The 21,091-nt window shown below is 43.5% G+C and carries 13 protein-coding genes and 1 pseudogene; 2 read left to right on the top strand and 12 right to left on the bottom strand.

The features are described from left to right. Positions 1–125 precede the first annotated feature (125 nt). The 5 genes from HMPREF9186_RS07245 to pbp1b all read right to left on the bottom strand — a co-directional run bounded on the left by HMPREF9186_RS07245 (position 126) and on the right by pbp1b (position 12,566). A complete protein-coding gene (locus tag HMPREF9186_RS07245) occupies positions 126–914 on the bottom strand; it encodes a hypothetical protein (RefSeq protein WP_009732063.1) in 789 nt (262 codons plus the stop codon). Continuing rightward, the gene (gene wecB / locus HMPREF9186_RS07240) at positions 915–2,069 is read right to left on the bottom strand and encodes a non-hydrolyzing UDP-N-acetylglucosamine 2-epimerase (protein ID WP_009732062.1); all 1,155 of its coding nucleotides are present in this window, start codon (positions 2,067–2,069) and stop codon (positions 915–917) included. Between the two features lie 321 nt (positions 2,070–2,390). Further along, positions 2,391–6,044 (bottom strand): DNA-directed RNA polymerase subunit beta', encoded by a 3,654-nt coding sequence (rpoC, locus tag HMPREF9186_RS07235; protein WP_009732061.1) that lies wholly within the window; start codon positions 6,042–6,044, stop codon positions 2,391–2,393. Between the two features lie 160 nt (positions 6,045–6,204). Then, positions 6,205–9,774, bottom strand: coding sequence for a DNA-directed RNA polymerase subunit beta (gene rpoB / locus HMPREF9186_RS07230; protein ID WP_009732060.1), 3,570 nt, complete (start codon positions 9,772–9,774; stop codon positions 6,205–6,207). A 350-nt stretch (positions 9,775–10,124) separates the two neighbouring features. Next, entirely contained in the window at positions 10,125–12,566 is a 2,442-nt protein-coding gene (gene pbp1b / locus HMPREF9186_RS07225; RefSeq protein ID WP_009732059.1) for a penicillin-binding protein PBP1B, read from the bottom strand. Between the two features lie 182 nt (positions 12,567–12,748). Here pbp1b and tyrS point away from each other — a divergent pair, with 182 nt between their 5' ends. Next, positions 12,749–14,005, top strand: a complete 1,257-nt coding sequence (gene tyrS / locus HMPREF9186_RS07220; protein ID WP_003004779.1) for a tyrosine--tRNA ligase — start codon at positions 12,749–12,751, stop codon at positions 14,003–14,005. 62 nt (positions 14,006–14,067) lie between these two features. On the opposite strand, the gene HMPREF9186_RS07215 is transcribed toward tyrS, so the two are convergent. From HMPREF9186_RS07215 to HMPREF9186_RS11690, 5 genes and pseudogenes are all read right to left on the bottom strand, one after another. Then, positions 14,068–14,481, bottom strand: a complete 414-nt coding sequence (locus tag HMPREF9186_RS07215) for a DUF3021 domain-containing protein (RefSeq protein WP_009732058.1) — start codon at positions 14,479–14,481, stop codon at positions 14,068–14,070. Positions 14,482–14,490: 9 nt separating this feature from the next. After that, complete coding sequence (locus tag HMPREF9186_RS07210; RefSeq protein ID WP_009732057.1) at positions 14,491–14,946, bottom strand: LytTR family DNA-binding domain-containing protein; 456 nt, start codon at positions 14,944–14,946, stop codon at positions 14,491–14,493. 18 nt (positions 14,947–14,964) lie between these two features. Continuing rightward, entirely contained in the window at positions 14,965–15,807 is an 843-nt protein-coding gene (locus HMPREF9186_RS07205; protein ID WP_009732056.1) for an ABC transporter permease, read from the bottom strand. Then, the gene (locus HMPREF9186_RS07200; protein WP_009732055.1) at positions 15,807–16,673 is read right to left on the bottom strand and encodes an ABC transporter ATP-binding protein; all 867 of its coding nucleotides are present in this window, start codon (positions 16,671–16,673) and stop codon (positions 15,807–15,809) included. The genes HMPREF9186_RS07205 and HMPREF9186_RS07200 overlap by 1 nt, the downstream gene beginning before the upstream one ends. Positions 16,674–16,798: 125 nt before the next feature. Further along, positions 16,799–16,906: pseudogene (locus HMPREF9186_RS11690) on the bottom strand (winged helix-turn-helix transcriptional regulator); the annotation flags it as partial. A gap of 37 nt (positions 16,907–16,943) precedes the next feature. On the opposite strand from HMPREF9186_RS11690, the gene HMPREF9186_RS07190 reads away from it, so the two are divergent. Then, positions 16,944–17,798 (top strand): putative RNA methyltransferase, encoded by an 855-nt coding sequence (locus HMPREF9186_RS07190; protein WP_009732054.1) that lies wholly within the window; start codon positions 16,944–16,946, stop codon positions 17,796–17,798. Between the two features lie 330 nt (positions 17,799–18,128). Here HMPREF9186_RS07190 and HMPREF9186_RS07185 read toward each other — a convergent pair whose 3' ends face one another. Together HMPREF9186_RS07185 and HMPREF9186_RS07180 are read right to left on the bottom strand one after the other, a co-directional pair. Continuing rightward, the gene (locus tag HMPREF9186_RS07185) at positions 18,129–19,433 is read right to left on the bottom strand and encodes a response regulator transcription factor (protein ID WP_009732053.1); all 1,305 of its coding nucleotides are present in this window, start codon (positions 19,431–19,433) and stop codon (positions 18,129–18,131) included. 10 nt (positions 19,434–19,443) lie between these two features. Continuing rightward, a complete protein-coding gene (locus HMPREF9186_RS07180; RefSeq protein WP_009732052.1) occupies positions 19,444–21,090 on the bottom strand; it encodes a sensor histidine kinase in 1,647 nt (548 codons plus the stop codon). Position 21,091 lies beyond the last annotated feature (1 nt).

Genomic DNA, 21,091 nt, shown 5'->3' with positions numbered 1-21,091 from the left:
TTTTTATTAACACGATGGTAAATTACCATATAAGCTACAAATAATACAATAAAGCACAGGGCAAAAAATACACTAATGCCCACAGCTATATTAAAAAATATATTTGTAAGAGTCATTTTTTCCTCCTAATATTCCACAATAATATCTGTTTCAAGTTGACGTTTTAAGTAACGAATCATTTCTTTATAGCGATGGTATTTGGTTCGATTTGATTGATCCACTACAAGAAAGCCGGACTGAAATTGAATGGCTTGAACCCCATCTTCGCCTTGGAATACAAGGCCTTCCAATTGTGGTTTCAAGACCGTCACATAATCCTTTTTCAGATCCCGCTCGCTGTCAGCAGATAAGATCAAAAAATTACCGTCTGATACATAATACAAACCTTCATTTGGTTTTAGATGATGCGTTAACAAATAGTTGATTTGGTTCAAGGTCCGATTATACTCCCTCGGTTGCACTTGGAAAAACAATTCCTCGTGAGACCAGTGGATAAGTAAGGCTTGAATCTGTCCCTTATTTTCCCCACCATAAGAAGCAATGAGATTGCGGTAAGCCACATAGGCTTCTGGCTCTTGGTCTTTTACTTTTGCGATCTCTTTAAAGAGATGATAGCGAATATTTAGCAAGATTCCAATTAAAGCTGGAAAACTAAAAAGTAAGAGCAAGGCTTGGTGGAAGGGGATATAAACGACTCCCGCTACCAAAAAGACAATCCCAAAGGCAAAGGACAAAAGGATGGTCCAGGTCAACAATAAATCAGATAAAACAATGGCAGAAAATAATCCTAAAACAAAGAATAATCCTTCTTCAAGAAGAATCCCTCTTGCAAAAAACAAGCAGTAAAGTAAAAGAAGTACTTCGAAAACAATCAAAATCAGCAACCATCTACTTAACTTTTCCGTTTTTTTCATTTATTCTTTCTCTCCCTCATGAAATTCTTCGGCAGCCTCTCCCTGGCCAAAATAATGTTTAATAGCTTGTACGATTCGCTCAGACGCTCTTCCATCCCCATAAGGATTTCGCGCATTCGCCATTTCTAGATAAAGATGTTCATTGGTTAAGAGCTCTGTCATCGTAGCTTTAACGACTGCAGGGTCTGTCCCAACTAATTTCAAGGTTCCTGCTCGAACACCTTCTGGGCGTTCTGTCGTGTCGCGCAATACCAATACCGGTTTCCCTAGTGATGGCGCCTCCTCTTGCACACCACCTGAATCCGACATGATAAAATAACTTCTAGAAGCCAAGTTATGGAAATCAAGCACATCCAGGGGTGCGATGAGATGGATCCGATCGTGATCTCCTAATAGATCGTTCGCTGCCTCTTGGACCGCTGGACTAAGATGAACCGGATAGACTACTTCAATATTCGGCTCTTGATCCACCATTTCTCGCAGAGCTCCAAAGACTGCTCGCATCGGCGCTCCTTGGTTTTCTCTTCGATGCATGGTGACAAGAATAACTTTTTTAGCTGGATCTACTTGATCCAGTACCTCGTGGTGGTAGTCCTCTTGAACGGTTAGTTTTAAGGCATCAATAGCTGTATTTCCCGTCACCACAATAGAAGATTCTGGATGATTTTCTTTTAAGAGATTGTCCTTACTTTCACTTGTCGGCGCAAAATACAGATCCGCTAGGTTATCCGTCATTTGGCGGTTCATTTCTTCTGGATATGGAGAATATTTATCAAAAGTCCGTAAACCGGCTTCGACGTGGCCAATACTCACTTGGTTATAAAAGGCAACCAAACTCGCCGCAAAGGTAGTTGTCGTATCTCCATGGACTAAGACCATATCCGGTTTTTCTTTTTTGATAACGGGATCTAATTTATCCAAAATTTTAGAGGTAATCTCTAATAGGGTCTGGCTCTTCCCCATAATATCTAAGTCGTAATCTGGTACAACTTTAAAAGTCTCTAGGACTTGATCCAACATTTGACGGTGCTGAGCAGTCACCACCGTAATGGTCTCAATAGTCTCCTTCTGCTTTTGCAATTCCAGCACTAAAGGGGCCATTTTAATGGCCTCCGGTCGCGTCCCAAACACAACCATAATCTTTAATTTTTCCATAAACTTCCCCCATCGACATACATGTAATTCGACATTTTTTTAATTTGTGTACATCTTTTTCCATTCTACCGCCAATGACTTTAAATGTCAAACCGATTTTGGGTTTTATAAAGAAATTACTAATAGTTAGTCATTTTATTATTTTGGTGTTTAGAATACATATCCACATAATCACTAATTGTAAATAATTACAACATCTCTTTTAAGGGGCTAATATTTTTGGTAAAAAAACAATTCAATAATTATACAATTATTTTTCAAATAATAAATTTTTATTATTTTCTCAAAAAAAGTCGGAACACATAGTTCCGACTTTTTTTCTTATTCTTCTACGACTTCAGCTGTTTGAACTTCATCTACAGTTCCATCTGTTACTGGCACTTCTTCGATGATTTCAACTTCGTTAATCGCTTGTGGTTCCAAGTTACGGTAACGAGCCATACCTGTACCAGCAGGAATAATCTTACCAATGATAACATTTTCCTTCAGTCCAAGGAGATGGTCTTTCTTACCGCGAATCGCCGCATCTGTCAAGACACGAGTTGTTTCCTGGAAGGAAGCCGCTGACAAGAAACTGTTGGTTTCAAGAGAGGCTTTAGTGATTCCCATAAGGACTGGACGAGCTGTCGCAGGAACCCCACCAGAGATAAGGACATCCTTATTGGCATCTGTAAAGTCTGTAATGTCCATGAGCGTACCCATGAGAAGGTCCGTATCTCCTGGATCCATGACACGTACTTTACGGATCATTTGACGCACCATTACCTCGATGTGTTTGTCGCCGATTTCTACCCCTTGGCTACGGTAAACTTTTTGTACTTCCGCAAGAAGGTAAGTTTCAACAGACAAGACATCACGAACGGCAAGGAGACGTTTTGGTTGGATAGACCCTTCTGTCAGAGCCGCACCACGAGAGACTTGATCTCCCACTTCGACTTTCATGCGGGCAGTGTAAGGGACAACGTATTCACCCTCTCCAGTTGCTCCGCTAACAAAGACTTTCTTGGTCCGTGTAGAAGCATCTTCTTCAATAGCTGTGACTTCCCCTTTGACCTCAGTGATGACCGCTTCCCCTTTTGGATTGCGGGCTTCAAAGATTTCTTGGACACGAGGAAGACCTTGAGTGATATCGGTATTTGAGGCAACCCCACCCGTGTGGAAGGTACGCATGGTAAGCTGTGTACCAGGTTCCCCGATAGATTGGGCAGCGATAGTTCCGACTGCTTCACCCACTTCAACCGCATCACCAGTCGCCAAGTTGATACCGTAACAGTGACGGCAGACACCATGGCGGGTGTTACATGTAAAGACAGAGCGGATAGTGACTTCTTCCACACCAGCATTGACAATTTCACGTGCTAAGTCTTCTGAAATCAAAGTATCTGGACCAACGATCACTTCACCTGTTTCAGGGTGTTTAACAGATTTCTTGGTATAACGACCTGTCAAGCGTTCTTCGAGTGGCTCGATCATTTCCTTGCCATCAGTAATGGCACGGATCACAAGTCCACGGTCTGTTCCACAGTCATCTTCACGGATAATAACGTCTTGGGCAACGTCAACCAAACGACGAGTCAAGTAACCTGAGTCGGCTGTCTTGAGGGCCGTATCGGTCATCCCTTTACGGGCACCGTGAGTTGAGAAGAACATTTCCAGTACTGACAAACCTTCGCGGAAGTTTGAAAGGATCGGCAATTCCATGATCCGTCCGTTTGGAGCGGCCATCAAACCACGCATACCGGCAAGTTGCGAGAAGTTTGAGATGTTACCACGGGCTCCAGAGTCCATCATCATAACGATTGGGTTCTTCGGATCTTGGTTATCTACCAAGCGTTTTTCCAATTTCTCACGGGCTGCACGCCATTCAGCAGTAACAGCATTATAGCGTTCATCATCCGTGATCAAACCACGACGGAATTGTTTGGTGATTTGATCCACACGTTTGTGAGATTCTTCAATGATTTCAGCCTTGTCTTCAACAACCGGAATATCGGCAATCCCCACTGTCAAACCAGCAAGGGTTGAGTGGTGGTACCCTAAGTCTTTCAAGCGGTCCAAGAAGGCAGAAGTTTCAGTTGTACGGAAGCGTTTGAAGATTTCCGCAATGATGTTTCCAAGGTTTTTCTTCTTGAATGGAACGTTCAATTCCAATTTCTCAATCGCTGCTTTAACATCTTGACCAGGCTCCAAGAAGTATTTAGCTGGGACACCGTCTGTCAAGTTGGCATTATTTGGCTCTTGAAGGTATGGAAGTTCTGCAGGCATGATATCGTTAAAGAGAATCTTACCAACAGTTGTCAATAGAATCTTGTGCTGTTGCGCTTCTGTCCATGGTTTGTTCAAGCTATCGGTCGCAATTCCGACACGAGTATGCAAGTGAACATAGCCATTGCGAAGGGCCATGACCGCTTCATCACGGTCTTTGAAGACCATTCCTTCGCCTTCACGACCAGCTTCTTCCATAGTCAAGTAGTAGTTCCCCAATACCATATCCTGAGATGGGGTAACGACTGGCTTCCCATCTTTCGGATTCAAGATGTGCTCAGCAGCCAGCATCAAGATACGAGCTTCTGCTTGGGCTTCTTCTGAAAGCGGTACGTGGATGGCCATTTGGTCCCCGTCAAAGTCGGCATTGTAGGCTTCACAGACAAGTGGGTGCAAGCGAAGAGCTTTCCCGTCAATCAAGACAGGTTCAAAGGCTTGGATCCCCAAACGGTGAAGGGTCGGTGCGCGGTTCAAGAGAACTGGGTGTTCTTTAATCACTTCTTCTAGGATATCCCAGATGCGTTCATCTCCGCGTTCTACCAAGCGTTTTGCAGCCTTGACGTTTTGCACGATATCACGCGCAACGATTTCACGCATCACGAATGGTTTGAAGAGCTCGATGGCCATTTCACGTGGCACACCACATTGGTACATTTTAAGAGTTGGACCAACGGCGATAACGGAACGTCCTGAGAAGTCCACCCGTTTACCGAGCAAATTTTGACGGAAGCGTCCTTGTTTTCCTTTGAGCATGTGGCTCAATGATTTCAGTGGACGGCTACCTGGTCCTGTGATTGGACGACCACGACGACCGTTGTCGATTAAAGCATCGACAGCTTCTTGGAGCATCCGTTTTTCATTTTGCACGATGATACCAGGAGCATTCAACTCAAGCAAACGCGCCAAACGGTTGTTCCGGTTGATCACACGACGGTAAAGGTCGTTCAAGTCAGAGGCGGCAAAACGGCCACCATCCAATTGAACCATCGGACGAAGATCTGGTGGAATAACTGGAAGGATGTTGAGAACCATCCATTCTGGCTTGTTACCAGATTTGTAGAAGGCATCCAAAACATCCAAACGGCGAACAGCCTTCACACGTTTTTGACCAGTTGCAGTCTTCAATTCTTCTTTCAAGACAGCAATTTCAGCTTCCAAATCTACTTGTTTCAAGAGGTCTTGGATCGCTTCTGCACCCATCTTGGCAACAAAGGAACCTGCTCCGTATTCATGCAAGCGTTCACGGTATTCACGTTCTGTCATGATGGACTTGTGCTCAAGCGGTGTATCTTTTGGATCGATGACCACGTAAGCTGCGAAGTAGATGACTTCTTCAAGAGCACGAGGACTCATATCCAAGGTCAATCCCATACGAGAAGGGATGCCTTTGAAATACCAGATGTGTGATACAGGTGCTTTCAACTCGATGTGACCCATGCGTTCACGACGAACCTTGGCACGTGTTACTTCCACACCACAGCGGTCACAAACGATCCCTTTGTAACGGATCCGTTTGTATTTTCCACACGCACATTCCCAGTCTTTTGTCGGTCCAAAGATGACTTCATCAAAGAGACCTTCACGTTCTGGTTTCAATGTACGGTAGTTGATTGTTTCAGGTTTCTTGACCTCTCCATAAGACCATGAACGGACCTTGCTTGGAGAAGCTAGGGTGATTTGCATACTTTTAAAACGATTTACATCAACCACTATTTCTTACCTTTCCTTGTTTTCATACTTGTTTCATTTGGATACAGCCTTAGGTGGGGAAAGAAAGTTAACCTTCTTTTCACCTCCTAGTGTCTGTATCTTGTTTCCAAATCATCCTGTTAGAGACATTCCTTTCTCACAGGATAACTCTGAGTCTTGATTATTTTTCTGATTCTTCCGCATCAAAGGCAGCTTTTGCTTCCTTAGCTGCTTTTTCACGTGCTTTTTCAAGGTCATCCACATGAATCACATCATCATCTTCCCCTTCATCGAGGTCACGAAGTTCCACTTCTTGATCATCTTCGTCCAAGACACGCATATCAAGACCAAGAGATTGCAATTCTTTGACAAGAACGCGGAAGGATTCTGGCACACCTGGTTTTGGAATTGGTTTACCTTTGGTAATCGCTTCATAAGCTTTCAAACGTCCGTTGACATCATCTGACTTGTAGGTCAAGATTTCTTGAAGGACATTAGACGCACCATAAGCCTCAAGGGCCCACACTTCCATTTCCCCGAAACGTTGTCCACCAAACTGAGCTTTACCTCCGAGTGGTTGTTGGGTAACCATTGAGTATGGTCCGACTGAACGGGCATGGAGTTTATCATCAACCATGTGGTGAAGCTTGATCATGTACATGACACCGACAGAGACACGGTTGTCAAATGGCTCACCTGTACGACCATCATAAAGAATGGTCTTAGCATCGCTATCCATACCAGCTTCTTTCACAGTATCCCAGAGGTCTTCTGAGCTTGCTCCGTCAAAGACTGGTGTTGCGATGTGAATACCCAAGTTACGAGCTGCCATACCAAGGTGAAGTTCCATAACCTGACCGATATTCATACGTGATGGCACCCCAAGTGGGTTCAACATGATATCAACTGGTGTACCATCTGGAAGGTAAGGCATATCTTCTACAGGAACAATACGGGATACAACCCCTTTGTTTCCGTGACGACCGGCCATCTTATCTCCGACGCGGATCTTGCGTTTTTGTGCGATGTACACACGAACCAACATGTTGACACCCGATTGCAATTCATCTCCGTTTGCACGCGTAAAGATCTTAACATCGCGAACGACTCCATCTCCACCGTGAGGTACACGAAGAGAGGTATCCCGCACTTCACGAGATTTATCTCCAAAGATCGCGTGAAGAAGACGTTCTTCAGCAGAAAGGTCTTTTTCACCCTTCGGTGTTACCTTACCGACAAGGATATCGCCTTCTTTTACTTCCGCACCGATACGGATAATACCTGTTTCATCCAAGTCGCGAAGAGCATCTTCCCCAACGTTTGGAATTTCACGGGTAATTTCCTCAGGGCCTAACTTGGTATCGCGTGTTTCAGATTCGAATTCTTCCAAGTGAACAGATGTATAGACATCTTCTTTCACCAAGCGTTCGCTCATGATAACGGCATCCTCGAAGTTATACCCTTCCCAAGTCATGTAAGCGACGATTGGGTTTTGACCAAGGGCCATTTCCCCTTTTTCCATCGATGGTCCGTCTGCGATAAAGTCGCCTTTTTCAACAACATCGCCAACTTTTACAAGGGTACGTTGGTTGTAAGCCGTACCTGAGTTTGAACGACGGAATTTTTGAATATGATAGACATCAAGAGATCCATCTTCCCGACGAACTTCTACCTTGTCCGCATCTGCGTAAGTAACTTTACCATCGTGTTGAGCAATGACTGCAGCTCCTGAATCATGGGCTGCTTGGTATTCCATACCAGTACCCACATAAGGCGCTTTTGGATCAATCAATGGAACAGCCTGACGTTGCATGTTGGCACCCATGAGGGCACGGTTGGAGTCATCATTTTCCAAGAAAGGAATACATGCTGTCGCAACGGCAACTACTTGTTTTGGAGAAACGTCCATGTAGTCGACTTGATCAGATGGGAATTCTTGGTTGTTACCACGGTGACGTCCCATAACGATTGGCTCAGCAAAGCCACCCTTTTCGTTCAACTTAGAGTTGGCCTGAGCGACAATGTACTCATCTTCTTCATCGGCTGTCAACCAGACGATTTCGTTGGTCACCACACCTTTTTCACGGTCCACTTTCCGGTATGGCGTTTGGATGAAGCCGTATTTGTTCAAGTGTCCATAAGATGACAAGTTGTTGATCAAACCGATGTTTGGTCCTTCAGGTGTTTCGATTGGACACATCCGACCATAGTGAGTGTAGTGTACGTCACGGACTTCATATCCGGCACGGTCACGTGTCAAACCACCAGGCCCTAAGGCAGATAAACGACGTTTGTGGGACAACTCAGAAAGTGGGTTGTGTTGGTCCATGAACTGAGACAACTGTGAAGAACCAAAGAATTCTTTAATCGCCGCAGTTACGGGACGGATGTTGATGATTTGTTGTGGTGTCAAGACATCATTATCTTGTACAGACATGCGTTCGCGAACGTTTCGTTCCATCCGTGAAAGACCCAGACGCACTTGGTTGGCAAGCAATTCGCCAACGGCACGGATCCGGCGATTTCCAAGGTGGTCGATATCATCCACACGGCCAAGACCTTCTGCAAGGTTCAAGAAATAGCTCATCTCTGCCAAGATATCGGCTGGAGTTACGATGCGAACTTTGTCAGATGGGTTGGCATTTCCGATGATAGTGACAACGCGATCTGGATCCGTTGGAGCGACAACTTTGAATTTTTGCAATTCAACTGGTTCTGTCAAAACAGCAGCATCATTTGGAATGTAGGTAATTTTGTTCAAACCATTATCCAATTGTTCAGAGATGCTGTCGATGATATCGCGTGTCATGACTGTACCAGCTTCTACAAGGATTTCCCCTGTCTCAGCATCTACCAATGGTTCAGCAATGGTTTGGTTCAACAAGCGGGTCTTGATATTGAGTTTCTTATTGATCTTGTAGCGACCAACAGGAGCCAAGTCATAGCGACGTGGATCAAAGAAACGGGCTACCAACAAGCTACGTGAGCTTTCTGCTGTTTTTGGTTCACCTGGACGAAGGCGCTCATAGATTTCTTTAAGAGCTTCGTCTGTTCGTGAATCCATTGGATTTTTATGGATATCTTTTTCGATGGTATTGCGAACCAATTCGCTATCCCCAAAGATATCGATGATTTCATCATCTCCTGAGAATCCAAGAGCACGTACAAGAGTTGTAAATGGAATTTTACGCGTACGGTCGATGCGCGTGTAAGCAATGTCTTTTGAGTCTGTTTCTAACTCTAACCAAGCTCCACGGTTGGGGATAACCGTTGATCCATAACCGACCTTACCGTTCTTATCCACCTTATCATTGAAGTAGACACCTGGTGAACGGACGAGCTGAGATACGATGATCCGCTCTCCACCATTGATGATGAAGGTTCCCATTTCAGTCATGATTGGGAAATCGCCAAAGAAGACTTCTTGTGTCTTGATTTCACCTGTTTCTTTGTTGACCAAACGGAAGGTCACAAAGATTGGTGCTGAGTAGCTGGCATCGTGGATGCGGGCTTCTTCAAGCGAATACTTCGGTTCGCGGATTTCATAGCCCACAAATTCCAATTCCATTGTATCCGTGAAGTTTGAGATGGGAAGCACATCTTCAAATACTTCCTTCAAGCCATGATCCAAGAAATCTTTGAATGAGTCTGTCTGGATTTCAATCAAGTTTGGTAAATCAAGAACCTCTTTGATTCTTGAAAAACTACGACGGGTCCGATGTTTCCCGTATTGAACGTCATGTCCTGCCAAAGTTTTTAGCTCCTTTTTCCATACTAGGATAGCTAGGTAAAATGACTTTCACCACCTATCCGGTTTTAACTACATTTGTGTGACTTGCATCACGTGAAGAGCTGTCTCTTCACCTCATTTGCCGTTTTTGTAATTTTTAGAAAAATTAAGTTTGTGTAACAAACTAGGTTTTTTCTAAAAAATAGACACAAAAAGAGCAGCTAAATCGACTTATTCAAGTAAGATTTAACTGCTGTAAGCTCTTATTTGGACAATATTTCAAATAAAGCACACGACAAATTAGTTACACCTATTATACCGTATTTCCCTTCAAAAATCAAGGCTTTGGCCAGGTTTTCTACTGGATGCGATTACCGTTGATTGCCTCGATTTGAGTTGCTTCGATTGGAACTATTGGTCGTCGTATTGTTCTTATTGTTGCTTTGATTGCCACCTGCATTGCCTAGAATCGCTGCCCAAGCGCTTTGATAATCGCTATCCGATCCCCCGATGGCAAAGCGGTATTGAGTGGTAGGGGCTCCATTTTTGGCCCACAGACTGGTCACCGTTTGACCACTCAGATCGATATCTCGGCCATTGACATTGACGCGGCCCGGTCTTTCACCGGTCGATTTGAGCACTTCAGAACGGATCACACTCTTATCGAGAGTAAATTTATCCTGAATCCCAAAGAGACTTGGATCTGCTTGGTAGATTGCATTGGCTAACTGCGCCATGTATTGGGCATTGTTGTTGTAGCCTGTCAAGGTTTGCATGGAAGCATTGTTGTCATGGCCGATCCAACCTCCTAAAGAAACATTTGGAGTGGACAACATCAACCACATATCCCCGTTTGAGTTGGTGGTCCCTGTTTTCCCAATCCAGTCAGCTCCTGCTAGCGTTGGGTTGACTTGGCTAATCCGTGACTTAAAGGTCGTTGTGGCACCTGACGTAATCACCCCACGCAAGAGATCCTGCAGGATAGTTGCTGTTGCTGGAGAGTAAACACGAACAGGATCTGCTTCATGCTTGTAGACCACATCTCCATCACGATCGATAATTTGCTCTACCATGTAGCGCTTGAGGTAGTTCCCATTATTGGCAATGGTTTGGAAACCATTGGTATGTTGGGCAACCGTGACCTCAATTCCTCCCCCCATCGGTAGACTCTCAATTCCGTATTCCGAAATATCATAACCCATCTTCTTCATGTAGGAAGGAACATCTACGCCCTGTTCACGAAGGGCCTGGTAGGTCCAGTAAGCAGGGATATTCCAAGAGGTATTTAGAGCCTCACGGAGGTCCATCATAGCCGTTCCTCGACTATCCACGTGCATGATCGGCTCACCACTAGAGAAATTGGTTGGATAGTTTGATAGGATGCTATTGCTTCCCATCAAACCTTGGTCGATGGCAATCCCATAGGCCAATAATGGTTTAATCGTCGATCCAGGTGATCGCTCTGTGTCAAAAGCATGGTTGTTTTGGTTGCCATCAAAATTACGTCCACCAATAAAGCCTAAAATCGCGCCCGTGCGATTGTCCATGAGGACATTACCGACTTCTACAAGACCCGTTCCATCATCCAAGACGCTTCCAAAATTTGCTACTGCTGCCTGCATCGCATTGTGAACCGGTTTGTTAATGGTTGTTTGAATGGTATAGCCACCTTCACGCAACTCGTTTTCAGCCAATTCTTGATAGGCTTTGACGGTTTCATTATTTTTCAAGTCTTGCTTGGTCACATTGTCCCGCTTGATCAAGTAATCATACATGGCCTCTTTGGCCTCTTGCATGGCCTGGAAATAGAGATAATCATGAGGTGTTTTCTCGATGCCATCAGGGGCAATGAAATCTTTGGTTAAATCATACTGAACGTAGGACTCGTAGTCTTTTTTCGACAAAACTCCTGTCCGGTACATATTGAACAAGACGTCTTTGGCACGCGCCAAACCTAACTCGAGGTTCTCCTTGCTCTTTAAACTACCATCTGCCGCGTAAGGAGAATAGACAATTGGACTCTGTGGCAACCCAGCGATAAAGGCCGCTTGCGGAATGGTCAAATCTTTTGCAGAAACCCCAAAGATCCCTTGGGCTGCTGCTTCGACACCTGCAATATTTTGTCCCCGATTGTTCCGTCCAAAAGGTGAGACATTTAGGTAAGTGGTGAGGATTTCATTCTTATCCATCCCCCGCTCCAAGGCCAGAGCATCGACAATTTCTGTCGCCTTACGTGTAAAGGTTGGAGCATCTCCGACAACTTGCTGTTTGATCAACTGTTGGGTTAGGGTTGATCCTCCACTAGAGGAACCCACACCGGCTACCGATCCAAGCGTTGCCCGCAGAACTGCTTTGGGCACAACCCCCTTGTGACTTTCAAAATTCTCATCTTCGGTTGCAATTACAGCCTTTTTGACATTATCTGAAATGGCATCTCCAGTGACGGGAATCCGGATCAAATCACTATCTACTTCAGCAATCAGGCTCTTATCAGAATAGGTCAGTTTTGAAACCCTGCTTACATTGCGGACCTGTTGGACCAACTCCTCTGTCTTTGGAACTTTGACATTACTAAAGAGACTCGCTGCATAGCCAATCCCGATCCCTGCACCAAATAAGAAGAGACAAATCAACAGGGCAATCATCACATCCCACAGGAGTTTGAGGGTCCGTAAAAAGGTCGCAAAAATATCTCCAACAGACCATCTGCTCTCTTCATCTTTTTCCTTCTTCGGAGTATCTGTATTCATGTTTGCAAAGAATTTCTGGACTTTCTTCCAAAAATCTTGCAGCTTCTCTTTTAATTGATTCACTGATTCTTTCTCCTTGTTCCCTATATTATAGCAGATTAGGCACCTTGATTTCAATCACAAGAGCGTGGAATTCGTCGCCAATTGTTTTTGAGGAAGCCTAAGAAAATACTGGAAAGCATTGCCATTTCCATGGTTTATGGTAGAATAGAGAAATGAATAAACTTATAAAGGAGAAAAGACACATGCACATTTTTGATGAGCTAAAAGAGCGTGGTTTGGTATTTCAAACGACGGATGAAGAAGCCTTGCGCAAAGCACTGGAAGAAGGTCAGGTTTCTTATTATACTGGTTATGATCCAACTGCTGACAGCCTTCACCTTGGTCACTTGGTTGCCATCTTGACGAGCCGTCGCCTTCAATTAGCAGGCCACAAACCTTATGCGCTCGTTGGCGGTGCGACTGGTCTCATTGGTGATCCGTCCTTCAAAGATGCTGAACGTAGTCTCCAAACAAAAGAAACTGTACAAGAATGGGTTCGCTCCATTCAAGGGCAATTGTCTCGTTTCCTCGATTTTGAAAATGGTGACAACAAAGCCGAAATGGTCAACAACTACGATTGGTTCGGAAGCATTAGCTTTATTGACTTCCTTCGTGATGTCGGAAAATACTTTACGGTCAATGCTATGATGAGTAAAGAATCTGTTAAAAAACGGATTGAGACAGGGATTTCTTACACAGAGTTTGCCTACCAAATCATGCAGGGCTATGACTTCTACGTCCTCAACCAAGAACACAATGTAACTCTTCAAATCGGTGGATCTGACCAATGGGGAAACATGACAGCCGGTACTGAGTTGATGCGCCGTAAAGCGGATAAAACTGGTCATGTTATGACTGTGCCTTTGATCACAGATGCAACTGGTAAGAAATTCGGAAAATCAGAAGGAAACGCCGTCTGGCTCAATGCAGACAAAACATCTCCATACGAAATGTACCAATTCTGGATGAATGTGATGGATGCGGATGCTGTGCGCTTCTTGAAAATCTTCACTTTCTTGTCACTTGATGAGATTGAAGAGATCCGCAAACAGTTTGAAGCGGCGCCACACGAACGCTTGGCTCAAAAGATCTTGGCGCGTGAAGTGGTTACCCTTGTCCACGGCGAAGAAGCCTACAAGGAAGCCCTCAACATCACAGAACAACTCTTTGCAGGAAACATCAAAAACCTTTCTGTCAAAGAACTCAAACAAGGCCTTCGTGGTGTGCCAAACTACCAGGTCCAAGCAGAAGACAACCTCAACATTGTTGAACTCTTGGTCACAGCTGGTGTGGTAAATTCTAAACGCCAAGCCCGCGAAGATGTTCAAAATGGAGCTATCTACGTCAATGGCGAACGCATCCAAGACCTTGACTATGTCTTGAGCGATAGCGATAAATTAGAAAATGAATTGACCGTTATCCGTCGCGGTAAGAAAAAATACTTTGTTTTGACTTATTAAGAAAGTAAAACCACGAAGTTTCATATGAACTTCGTGGTTTTCTTATACACTTTTTTCTGAGACTATTTCCCTTTTCTGCGATGCAACAAAGCTTGGTTGATTCGTTGAGTTTTTTTATGGAGTTGCCAAATCTGGTACAGCCAGATCAGGCCGTATATTGCTAGAAAGATCAACCAAGGAATCGGACTCCGTAAGGCTGCCCCCCAGCCAAAAAATAAGTAGGTCAATGCTAAGATGGCAGCTGTCACAACTAAATGCAAAGCCACACGTAAACTATAGGTCAAAAACTCTTCTTCCTCAAGAATGAACGTCAAGACTCCCATTGTTCCACTCATTAAAAAGATCGCTAAGATGTTGCGTACATTCACGGCAGGATATACGATGTTGGTGTAGACATGGGATAATAACACCAAACACAAATAAAAGAAGGATCCTGTCCTCATACCAGATACAAAATAAGCTATAACTCGTTTCATCACTTTCTCCTATACCCCTAAATAATCCATCAAGGATTTGACATATTTCCGACTGACACTTGATTTTACTCCGCGTGTCAGTTTAGCCATCATATTGCCTGAAAAACTATCCGATAGCGATTCCAAATGGTCGATATTCATCACCGCGTGGCGGGATATCTGTAAAAAATTACGACGATTAATCCGATGTTGAAAATTTGTCAAAGTATCTCTGACGGTGAACGTTTTGTCTGTCGTATAAATGGTTAGCTGATTCTTATCAATCTCGGCTAGAATAATGTCATCAATTTTCACCATGATCAAATGATCATCTGTTTTGATAGGGATCACTACTTGATTCACTGTCGAAAATTGTTCGAGATAGTCCATCACCTCTCGTGCTTGATCAGATAAATGCTTGGCTTGAATGACCACACAGGGGTCGTTTTCTGGGATATCTTGTTTTTCCTCAAAACGAATCTTCATTCCTACTCCAATTCTCACTTACTTTCTTTTACTCGATCTTTTTGCCAAGGAAATCCAAATCCCCAAAGCTAGAAGAATACCTCCTAACACTATAAGGTATGTTTGTTCCTTTGTCAATAAAGCTTGCCATTTGAGCTGAACACCCATTTTTTCTTGAAATTCTCGAAGAAGATCATCTCGCCCCTTAAAGGTTTCGCTCACTGCTTCTTTCATGAGGACTTGTCGATAAAGTGCAGCAATATAAGTTGCTGGAGTACATTTCATTAGTAGTTGTGCAAAATCAGGTAAAACACCTAAAGGTACATAAGTCCCTACCAAAAAACCAGAAGCTGTACCCACTATGGTCGCAAACTTCCCCAAACTGTCTACGGATTGGAAAAAATAAACAAAAATGGCATTCACTAAACTAGAAAGCAGGCTACTAAGCAGCATGATGAGGAGCACCTCAGGTAATAGAGAAAGGGTTGGAACTTCTCTAAAATAGCCACACATCAGTACATACATTAGGACTTGCATGAAAAAAGAGATGATGATTGCGCTCGTTAGATACGAAAATGCTAACCGCCACTTCCCTTGATCCGATAAATAAAGATCCTGATCTACTTGATGTTCACGATCCTTTACTAGCTGAGTCAGGGCAGCCAGACTTGTCGTAATCCCTGTCACAGCCAGCGTCCCACTCATTAACCAATTATTTAACACAGGACCACTATTAGGTAGCTGAGCCCAAGCATCTGTTAGATTTTTTTGAAGAAAAATAATATAGAGAACAAAGGAAATCAAGGCTCCCAACAGGGAGAAGAAAACTCCTGAACGATTCCTAAAATACAATAAAAAATTTCGTTTTAGTAAGGCTAGCATTAGCGGACCTCCCTTCCTGTAAGTGCAATAAAGGCATCATCCATGGTCCCTGGACGAAACTCAAAATGGGCTAGATTATCTCTAACTTGCGCCAAGTAATCAATGGCTTCCCTTTCACTCTCGGGTTGAAGAACATACTCCAATTGACTTTGTTGCTCTACTGACATTCCCGAAGATTTGAGACTTTCTATCTGCTGTCTCTCCTTGAAACGAATCTTTAAGATATTAGTAGCATACTGGCTCTTAATATCTAGTGCCGATCCTTGAGCAATCACTTTCCCATGATCTACAATATAAATTTGATCAGCTTCATCTGCTTCGTCAAGATAATGCGTGGTCAATACAACGGTCATTCCCTCTTCTCTCTGCAATTGATAGAGCAAATCCCAAATAGACTTCCGAGTTTGAATGTCTAAACCTGTCGTTGGCTCATCTAAGAACAGAAGATCTGGACCATGCAGTAGAGCACGCGCAATGTCAACCCGACGCTTTTGGCCACCTGAAAGTGTCCCATATTTCTGCTTTTGAAAAGCTGATAGCCCTAGTCGATCAATAAGATCAGACACACGATTTGGTTTTAGTCCTTTATACTGTCTGGCACGAATGGTCAGATTTTCCCTAACCGTCAGCATCTCATCTAAAACACTGGTTTGGAAGACCACACCAATTTTAGTACCGGGTTCATAGATTATTTCGCCTTGCGTTGGTTGTTTCAAACCGATCAACATAGAAATCGTCGTTGATTTCCCCGCCCCATTTGGTCCTAGAATCGCATTAAACGTTCCCTTTTCAAACTGTAGGTGAATATGATCAACCACTAGATGATTTCCATACCGTTTACTGATGTTTTTAGCTTGTAATATCATGTTCTCTCTCCTTTTTGACAGTATCAGTCTAGCAAAAAAGCCACTTAAAAAACGACTTTTGGGGATAAGTGGTCAAAATGAAGAGATGAGTGGCAAGATGAAAGAGACAAAAAGAAGAAGAAAATTTATTGCAGCCATTCTTTTCCCCATTGATTCAAGTCCTTTAAAATCGGCATCAGTGATTTGCCTTTTTCTGTCAGCTCATATTCTGTATGGTGCTCTATTAGAGCATCGGTTGCTATCTAGAAGCTCTTTTGTTACACTACTAATATGAATACACCGATTAAACCAAAATTACAACGATTTCAAACAGCCACTGCTTTTGCCTGTCCCATCTGTCAATTGGACCTAGAACTTGCGGGGACCAGTTTTAAATGTCCCAAGGGCCATTCTTTTGATTTAGCGAAATTTGGCTATGTCAACCTAGCTCCCCAGATCAAACAATCGAAGGACTATGACAAAGAAAATTTCCAGAATCGCCAGCTGATCTTAGAAGCAGGTTTTTATGAGCCGATTCTAACAGCGATCGGACAAAAAATTCCGACCAGTGATGCTAAGATTTTAGATATCGGATGTGGGGAAGGCTATTACTCCCGTAAACTACAAGAGGCTTATCCCGAAGCTACTTTCTATGCATTCGATCTTTCCAAGGAATCTGTGCAACTAGCTGCCAAGAGTGACGCTAACTGGAAGGTCAATTGGTTTGTAGGAGACTTGGCTCATTTACCCATTCAATTCAAAAGTATGGAGGTCATTTTGGACATCTTCTCCCCAGCTAATTACGCTGAATTTGAGCGTGTCTTAAAGGATGAAGGGGTGATCATTAAGGTCGTCCCAACCTCTTCTCATCTGAAAGAAATTCGTCAGTTGGCCCAAGATCAATTGACCAAGCAATCCTACTCCAACCAGGAAATTTTGGAGCACTTTGAAGACCACTGCCAGATCCTCTCATCCGAAACGATCAGCCTCACCAAGAATTTAACTCCTGAAGAACGCCAAGCGCTCCTCGCCATGACCCCCCTTCTATTTCACGTAGACCAAGAAAAAATCGATTGGACCCAACTCACAGAAATCACCATCGAAGCTAAGCTTCTGGTTGGGAAAATCAAGACACAAAGGACGTAGCGGATAAAGTCAAAATAGGGTATTTGATGCAGAATCATTAGATTCTAGGAGGATACATCTTTATAAATCTAATCAAATCCTAAAAAACTTCATTCGTTAGAATTATCCAATCATCTACTGAACTTTCCGCCGTGAAAAATTACCTGAAACACATTTGTTTCAAGTACTCGGAATTATTGAAACCTTAGGTTCAATAATTAGTCATGGAACTTCCTGGATTGCTGAAATCATCCACTGGACAATTTCACCTAACGTCCGTACTCACCTAAGGAAAGTTTTTAAGAAGACTTTGTCTTCAATTAAAAGGCTGAGACAAATCGTCTCAGCCTTTTACTCATCTTCTGTATGCTCTATCATAACTTGTAAACGATAGGTTTTAGGAGATTTTCCACAGAGTTTACGGAAAACCTTGTAGAAATAGCCAACATTACTGTAGCCGACCTTGTAGCAGATATCCTCAATACTGTCATTGCTCGATAAGAGGAGCTGCTGGGCAGCCTTGATCCGCTGTTTGTTTAGGAGTTCTGCGAAAGTTGCGTTGGTTTCGCGTTTAATCAATTGTCCTAAATAGACTGGATTGATAAAGAGTTCACGACTGATGTCTTTGAGTGACAGCTCTTTTTGGTAATCACGGCTAATCACTTGGAGGACACTCGCTACATTTTCGTTCATCCGATAGTGGGATAAGAAACGGGACAACTCTTCCTGGATGAAGCTAAGCATCTCGCTAAAGGTAGCAGCTTCTTGGACTTTCTTGACCACATCAGCCAAATCATCTCCTTGCAGGTATTCAAACAAATGAAAGACATCCATCAAAAATTGGATAAAGAGCTGCTTGGTCAGCGAAACCTTAGGTGTCTTCTCAAGAATCATTTTTTCCAACCAGTCCAGTTCTTCTAAGATCTGCTGGATATTTCCTTGCATGATCACCCGATAGGCCGGCTCGTAGTAATGGAAGACTTCTTCATCTTGATTGAGAGGGGTCGCCCCATAAAAGAGGCTCCGCTCTACGAGGTCCTTAAATTGATGAAAGTGCTCCTTATAAGGAGGCTCAAAGACCTTCTGAATCATGGCTTCTTCTTCTTGATCCGAGATAAAGAGTTGAAGATTTTGCCCAAGAACTTGATAAGACGAGCTGATAAAGCCTTTTTTCTCCTTAGCGACTCCAATCCACAGTGAGTTCCGGCCTGCGATATACTGACAAAACTCTTCCTCAGAGATATCATCGTGAATCAAACGGTTGGCCAACTCTTGGCTTGGTTGCTGGATTTGTTCCCGAATTTTTTCCAGGATATTGCCCATTTCCACCTTATTGACAGGTTTGAGCAGGTAGTCTGCTACGCGCAAATTGAGGGCTGTCTTGACGTATTCAAAATCCTGATAGCCTGACATAATGATAAAAGCAGCATCTGGGATCAAATCCTTCATCTCAGCAATCATCTGAAGTCCGGTCTTTCCAGGCATATTGACATCCGTGATCACCACATCCACCGGATGTTCTCGCACATAATCAAGGGCCTGGTCTGCATCTTCAGCAGTTGCGACCACTTCCATATTCCAGTGGTCAAAGGGGATTAATTTTTTTAACCCTTCTGTAATCATATACTCATCGTCTACTAATAAGACTTTGTACATTCTGTCTCCTTTATTCATCTTGAATGGTTATCGTATAGGTCACTCCATGGTGAGGTTGGGAGAAGACTTGGATATGGTAGCGATCTCCAAAATAGAGTAGCATGCGTTCATGGACATTGACAATTCCGATGGACTGCCGCCCACTCTTTTCTTCGATTTCTGAGCGTGGATTGCGATTGGCTAGTATCTCTTGAATGCTTTCTAGCTGTTCTTCTTCCATCCCACGCCCATTATCACTAACCAGGATCATGACTTGCCCTTCTCCTTGCAAGACTTTGACACTAATCACATTGTCCTTGCGTTTGTGGTCCACTCCATGTGCAAAATAGTTCTCAACCAAAGGCTGGATGGTGAATTTTGGAATCTTCATCTTTTCCAAGCCTGGATCGATCTTAAAGCCATAGGCAATCGATTTTGGATAACGCACCATACAGAGGTAGCTGTATTTGCGACAAAATTCGAGCTCATTGTCAACTGTCGTCACTCGCTCATCTGAGATATTATTGCGCAAGAGACTACTAAACTCATAAATAATATCACCCAACTCTTCTTGCTCTTGCATGACGGCATACATGCGGATAAATTCCAGTGTATTGTACATGAAGTGGGGATTGATCTGGGCTTGTAGTGCCCGCATATTGGCATCTTTTTGGCTGAGCTGCAGCTGGTAGATATCCCGAATATTCTTATCCATATTGTCTAACATGGTATTGATCATATTACCAATAACCAGCAGTTCTTGGTCCTTGGTCGAGGTATCAATCCGTCGTTCACTATCGCCTTGACTGATCAGATTCATGGTATCGACCAAATCGAGGACTTGACGCCGGTAATTTTTGAAAATCTGACCTAATAACAAGTAAAGGATCAAGAAAATCAGGAAAGCAATGGAGAGAAAAGTGGTCAAGTTAGCTAGACCCTTCTTGACCAGATAACTTTCAGAAACAGCTACATCCACCTTGTAGCCATAGATCGTGCTACGGGTTTGCCATTTAACATCTTTTGATTGCTCCTTATCCCCTTCATGGTACATCTCTTTCCCAAAGGGAGTGAAGATCCGTACAGCGATCGGAAGATCGCCTCTGGCATTGTCAATCGCTGCTGTCAATATTTCTTGGTCCAAAGTCAAATAAGCAATCCCAATTCCCGCACCCGTGGTCGGATCTGTCAAAGGAACAGGGATGGCGGTCGCAGGAGCCTGGTAATGATCTGCCGAGACCTGTTTGCCACCTTTGGATTGCCGCGTAGAGACAAAAACTGTCTTGTAGTCAGACAAGGTGATATCGATCCCCTCGATATTTTTATTGCTCAAATAGAGGCTATCAATATTCTTATGTAGGGACAATTGGATATAAGAAGGGAATTGGGCATTCAGCCGCCAGGTCTCATACTCCGATGGTGACAAGGTAAAATAGCGATAAAGTCCTTCTAATTTTGCAGGATTTTCAACAAGACTACGCCCTTCTTGGGTAACCCGTTGGTAAGAGGTCTCAAGATCCGTCACGACTTCTGTCAAGACCCGTTGGGCGATCCGATCAGCTTCCGCTTGTTGGTTTTTCCAAGAGATCCCTGCTACGACCAGACCCATAATGGTCAAAATGACTACCATAACATAGGCATAGAATTTTAAAAGCGTACTTAACCAGATTTTTTTCATC

It is taken from the genome of Streptococcus sp. F0442, from assembly GCF_000314795.2.
GTDB lineage: Bacteria > Bacillota > Bacilli > Lactobacillales > Streptococcaceae > Streptococcus.
Note: the sequence above shows the minus strand (reverse complement) of the source record. Positions and strands in the feature narration are given on the sequence as shown.

Bases quoted from the DNA above. Each gene is read 5' to 3' on its own strand.
- HMPREF9186_RS07210 (WP_009732057.1), bottom strand. From the start codon at position 14,946: ATGAAGATTCGTTTTGAGGAAAAACAAGATATCCCAGAAAACGACCCC.
- wecB (WP_009732062.1), bottom strand. From the start codon at position 2,069: ATGGAAAAATTAAAGATTATGGTTGTGTTTGGGACGCGACCGGAGGCC.
- HMPREF9186_RS07180 (WP_009732052.1), bottom strand. From the start codon at position 21,090: ATGAAAAAAATCTGGTTAAGTACGCTTTTAAAATTCTATGCCTATGTT.
- tyrS (WP_003004779.1), top strand. From the start codon at position 12,749: ATGCACATTTTTGATGAGCTAAAAGAGCGTGGTTTGGTATTTCAAACG.
- HMPREF9186_RS07205 (WP_009732056.1), bottom strand. From the start codon at position 15,807: ATGCTAGCCTTACTAAAACGAAATTTTTTATTGTATTTTAGGAATCGT.
- HMPREF9186_RS07190 (WP_009732054.1), top strand. From the start codon at position 16,944: ATGAATACACCGATTAAACCAAAATTACAACGATTTCAAACAGCCACT.
- HMPREF9186_RS07185 (WP_009732053.1), bottom strand. From the start codon at position 19,433: ATGTACAAAGTCTTATTAGTAGACGATGAGTATATGATTACAGAAGGG.
- HMPREF9186_RS07245 (WP_009732063.1), bottom strand. From the start codon at position 914: ATGAAAAAAACGGAAAAGTTAAGTAGATGGTTGCTGATTTTGATTGTT.
- HMPREF9186_RS07215 (WP_009732058.1), bottom strand. From the start codon at position 14,481: ATGAAACGAGTTATAGCTTATTTTGTATCTGGTATGAGGACAGGATCC.
- HMPREF9186_RS07200 (WP_009732055.1), bottom strand. From the start codon at position 16,673: ATGATATTACAAGCTAAAAACATCAGTAAACGGTATGGAAATCATCTA.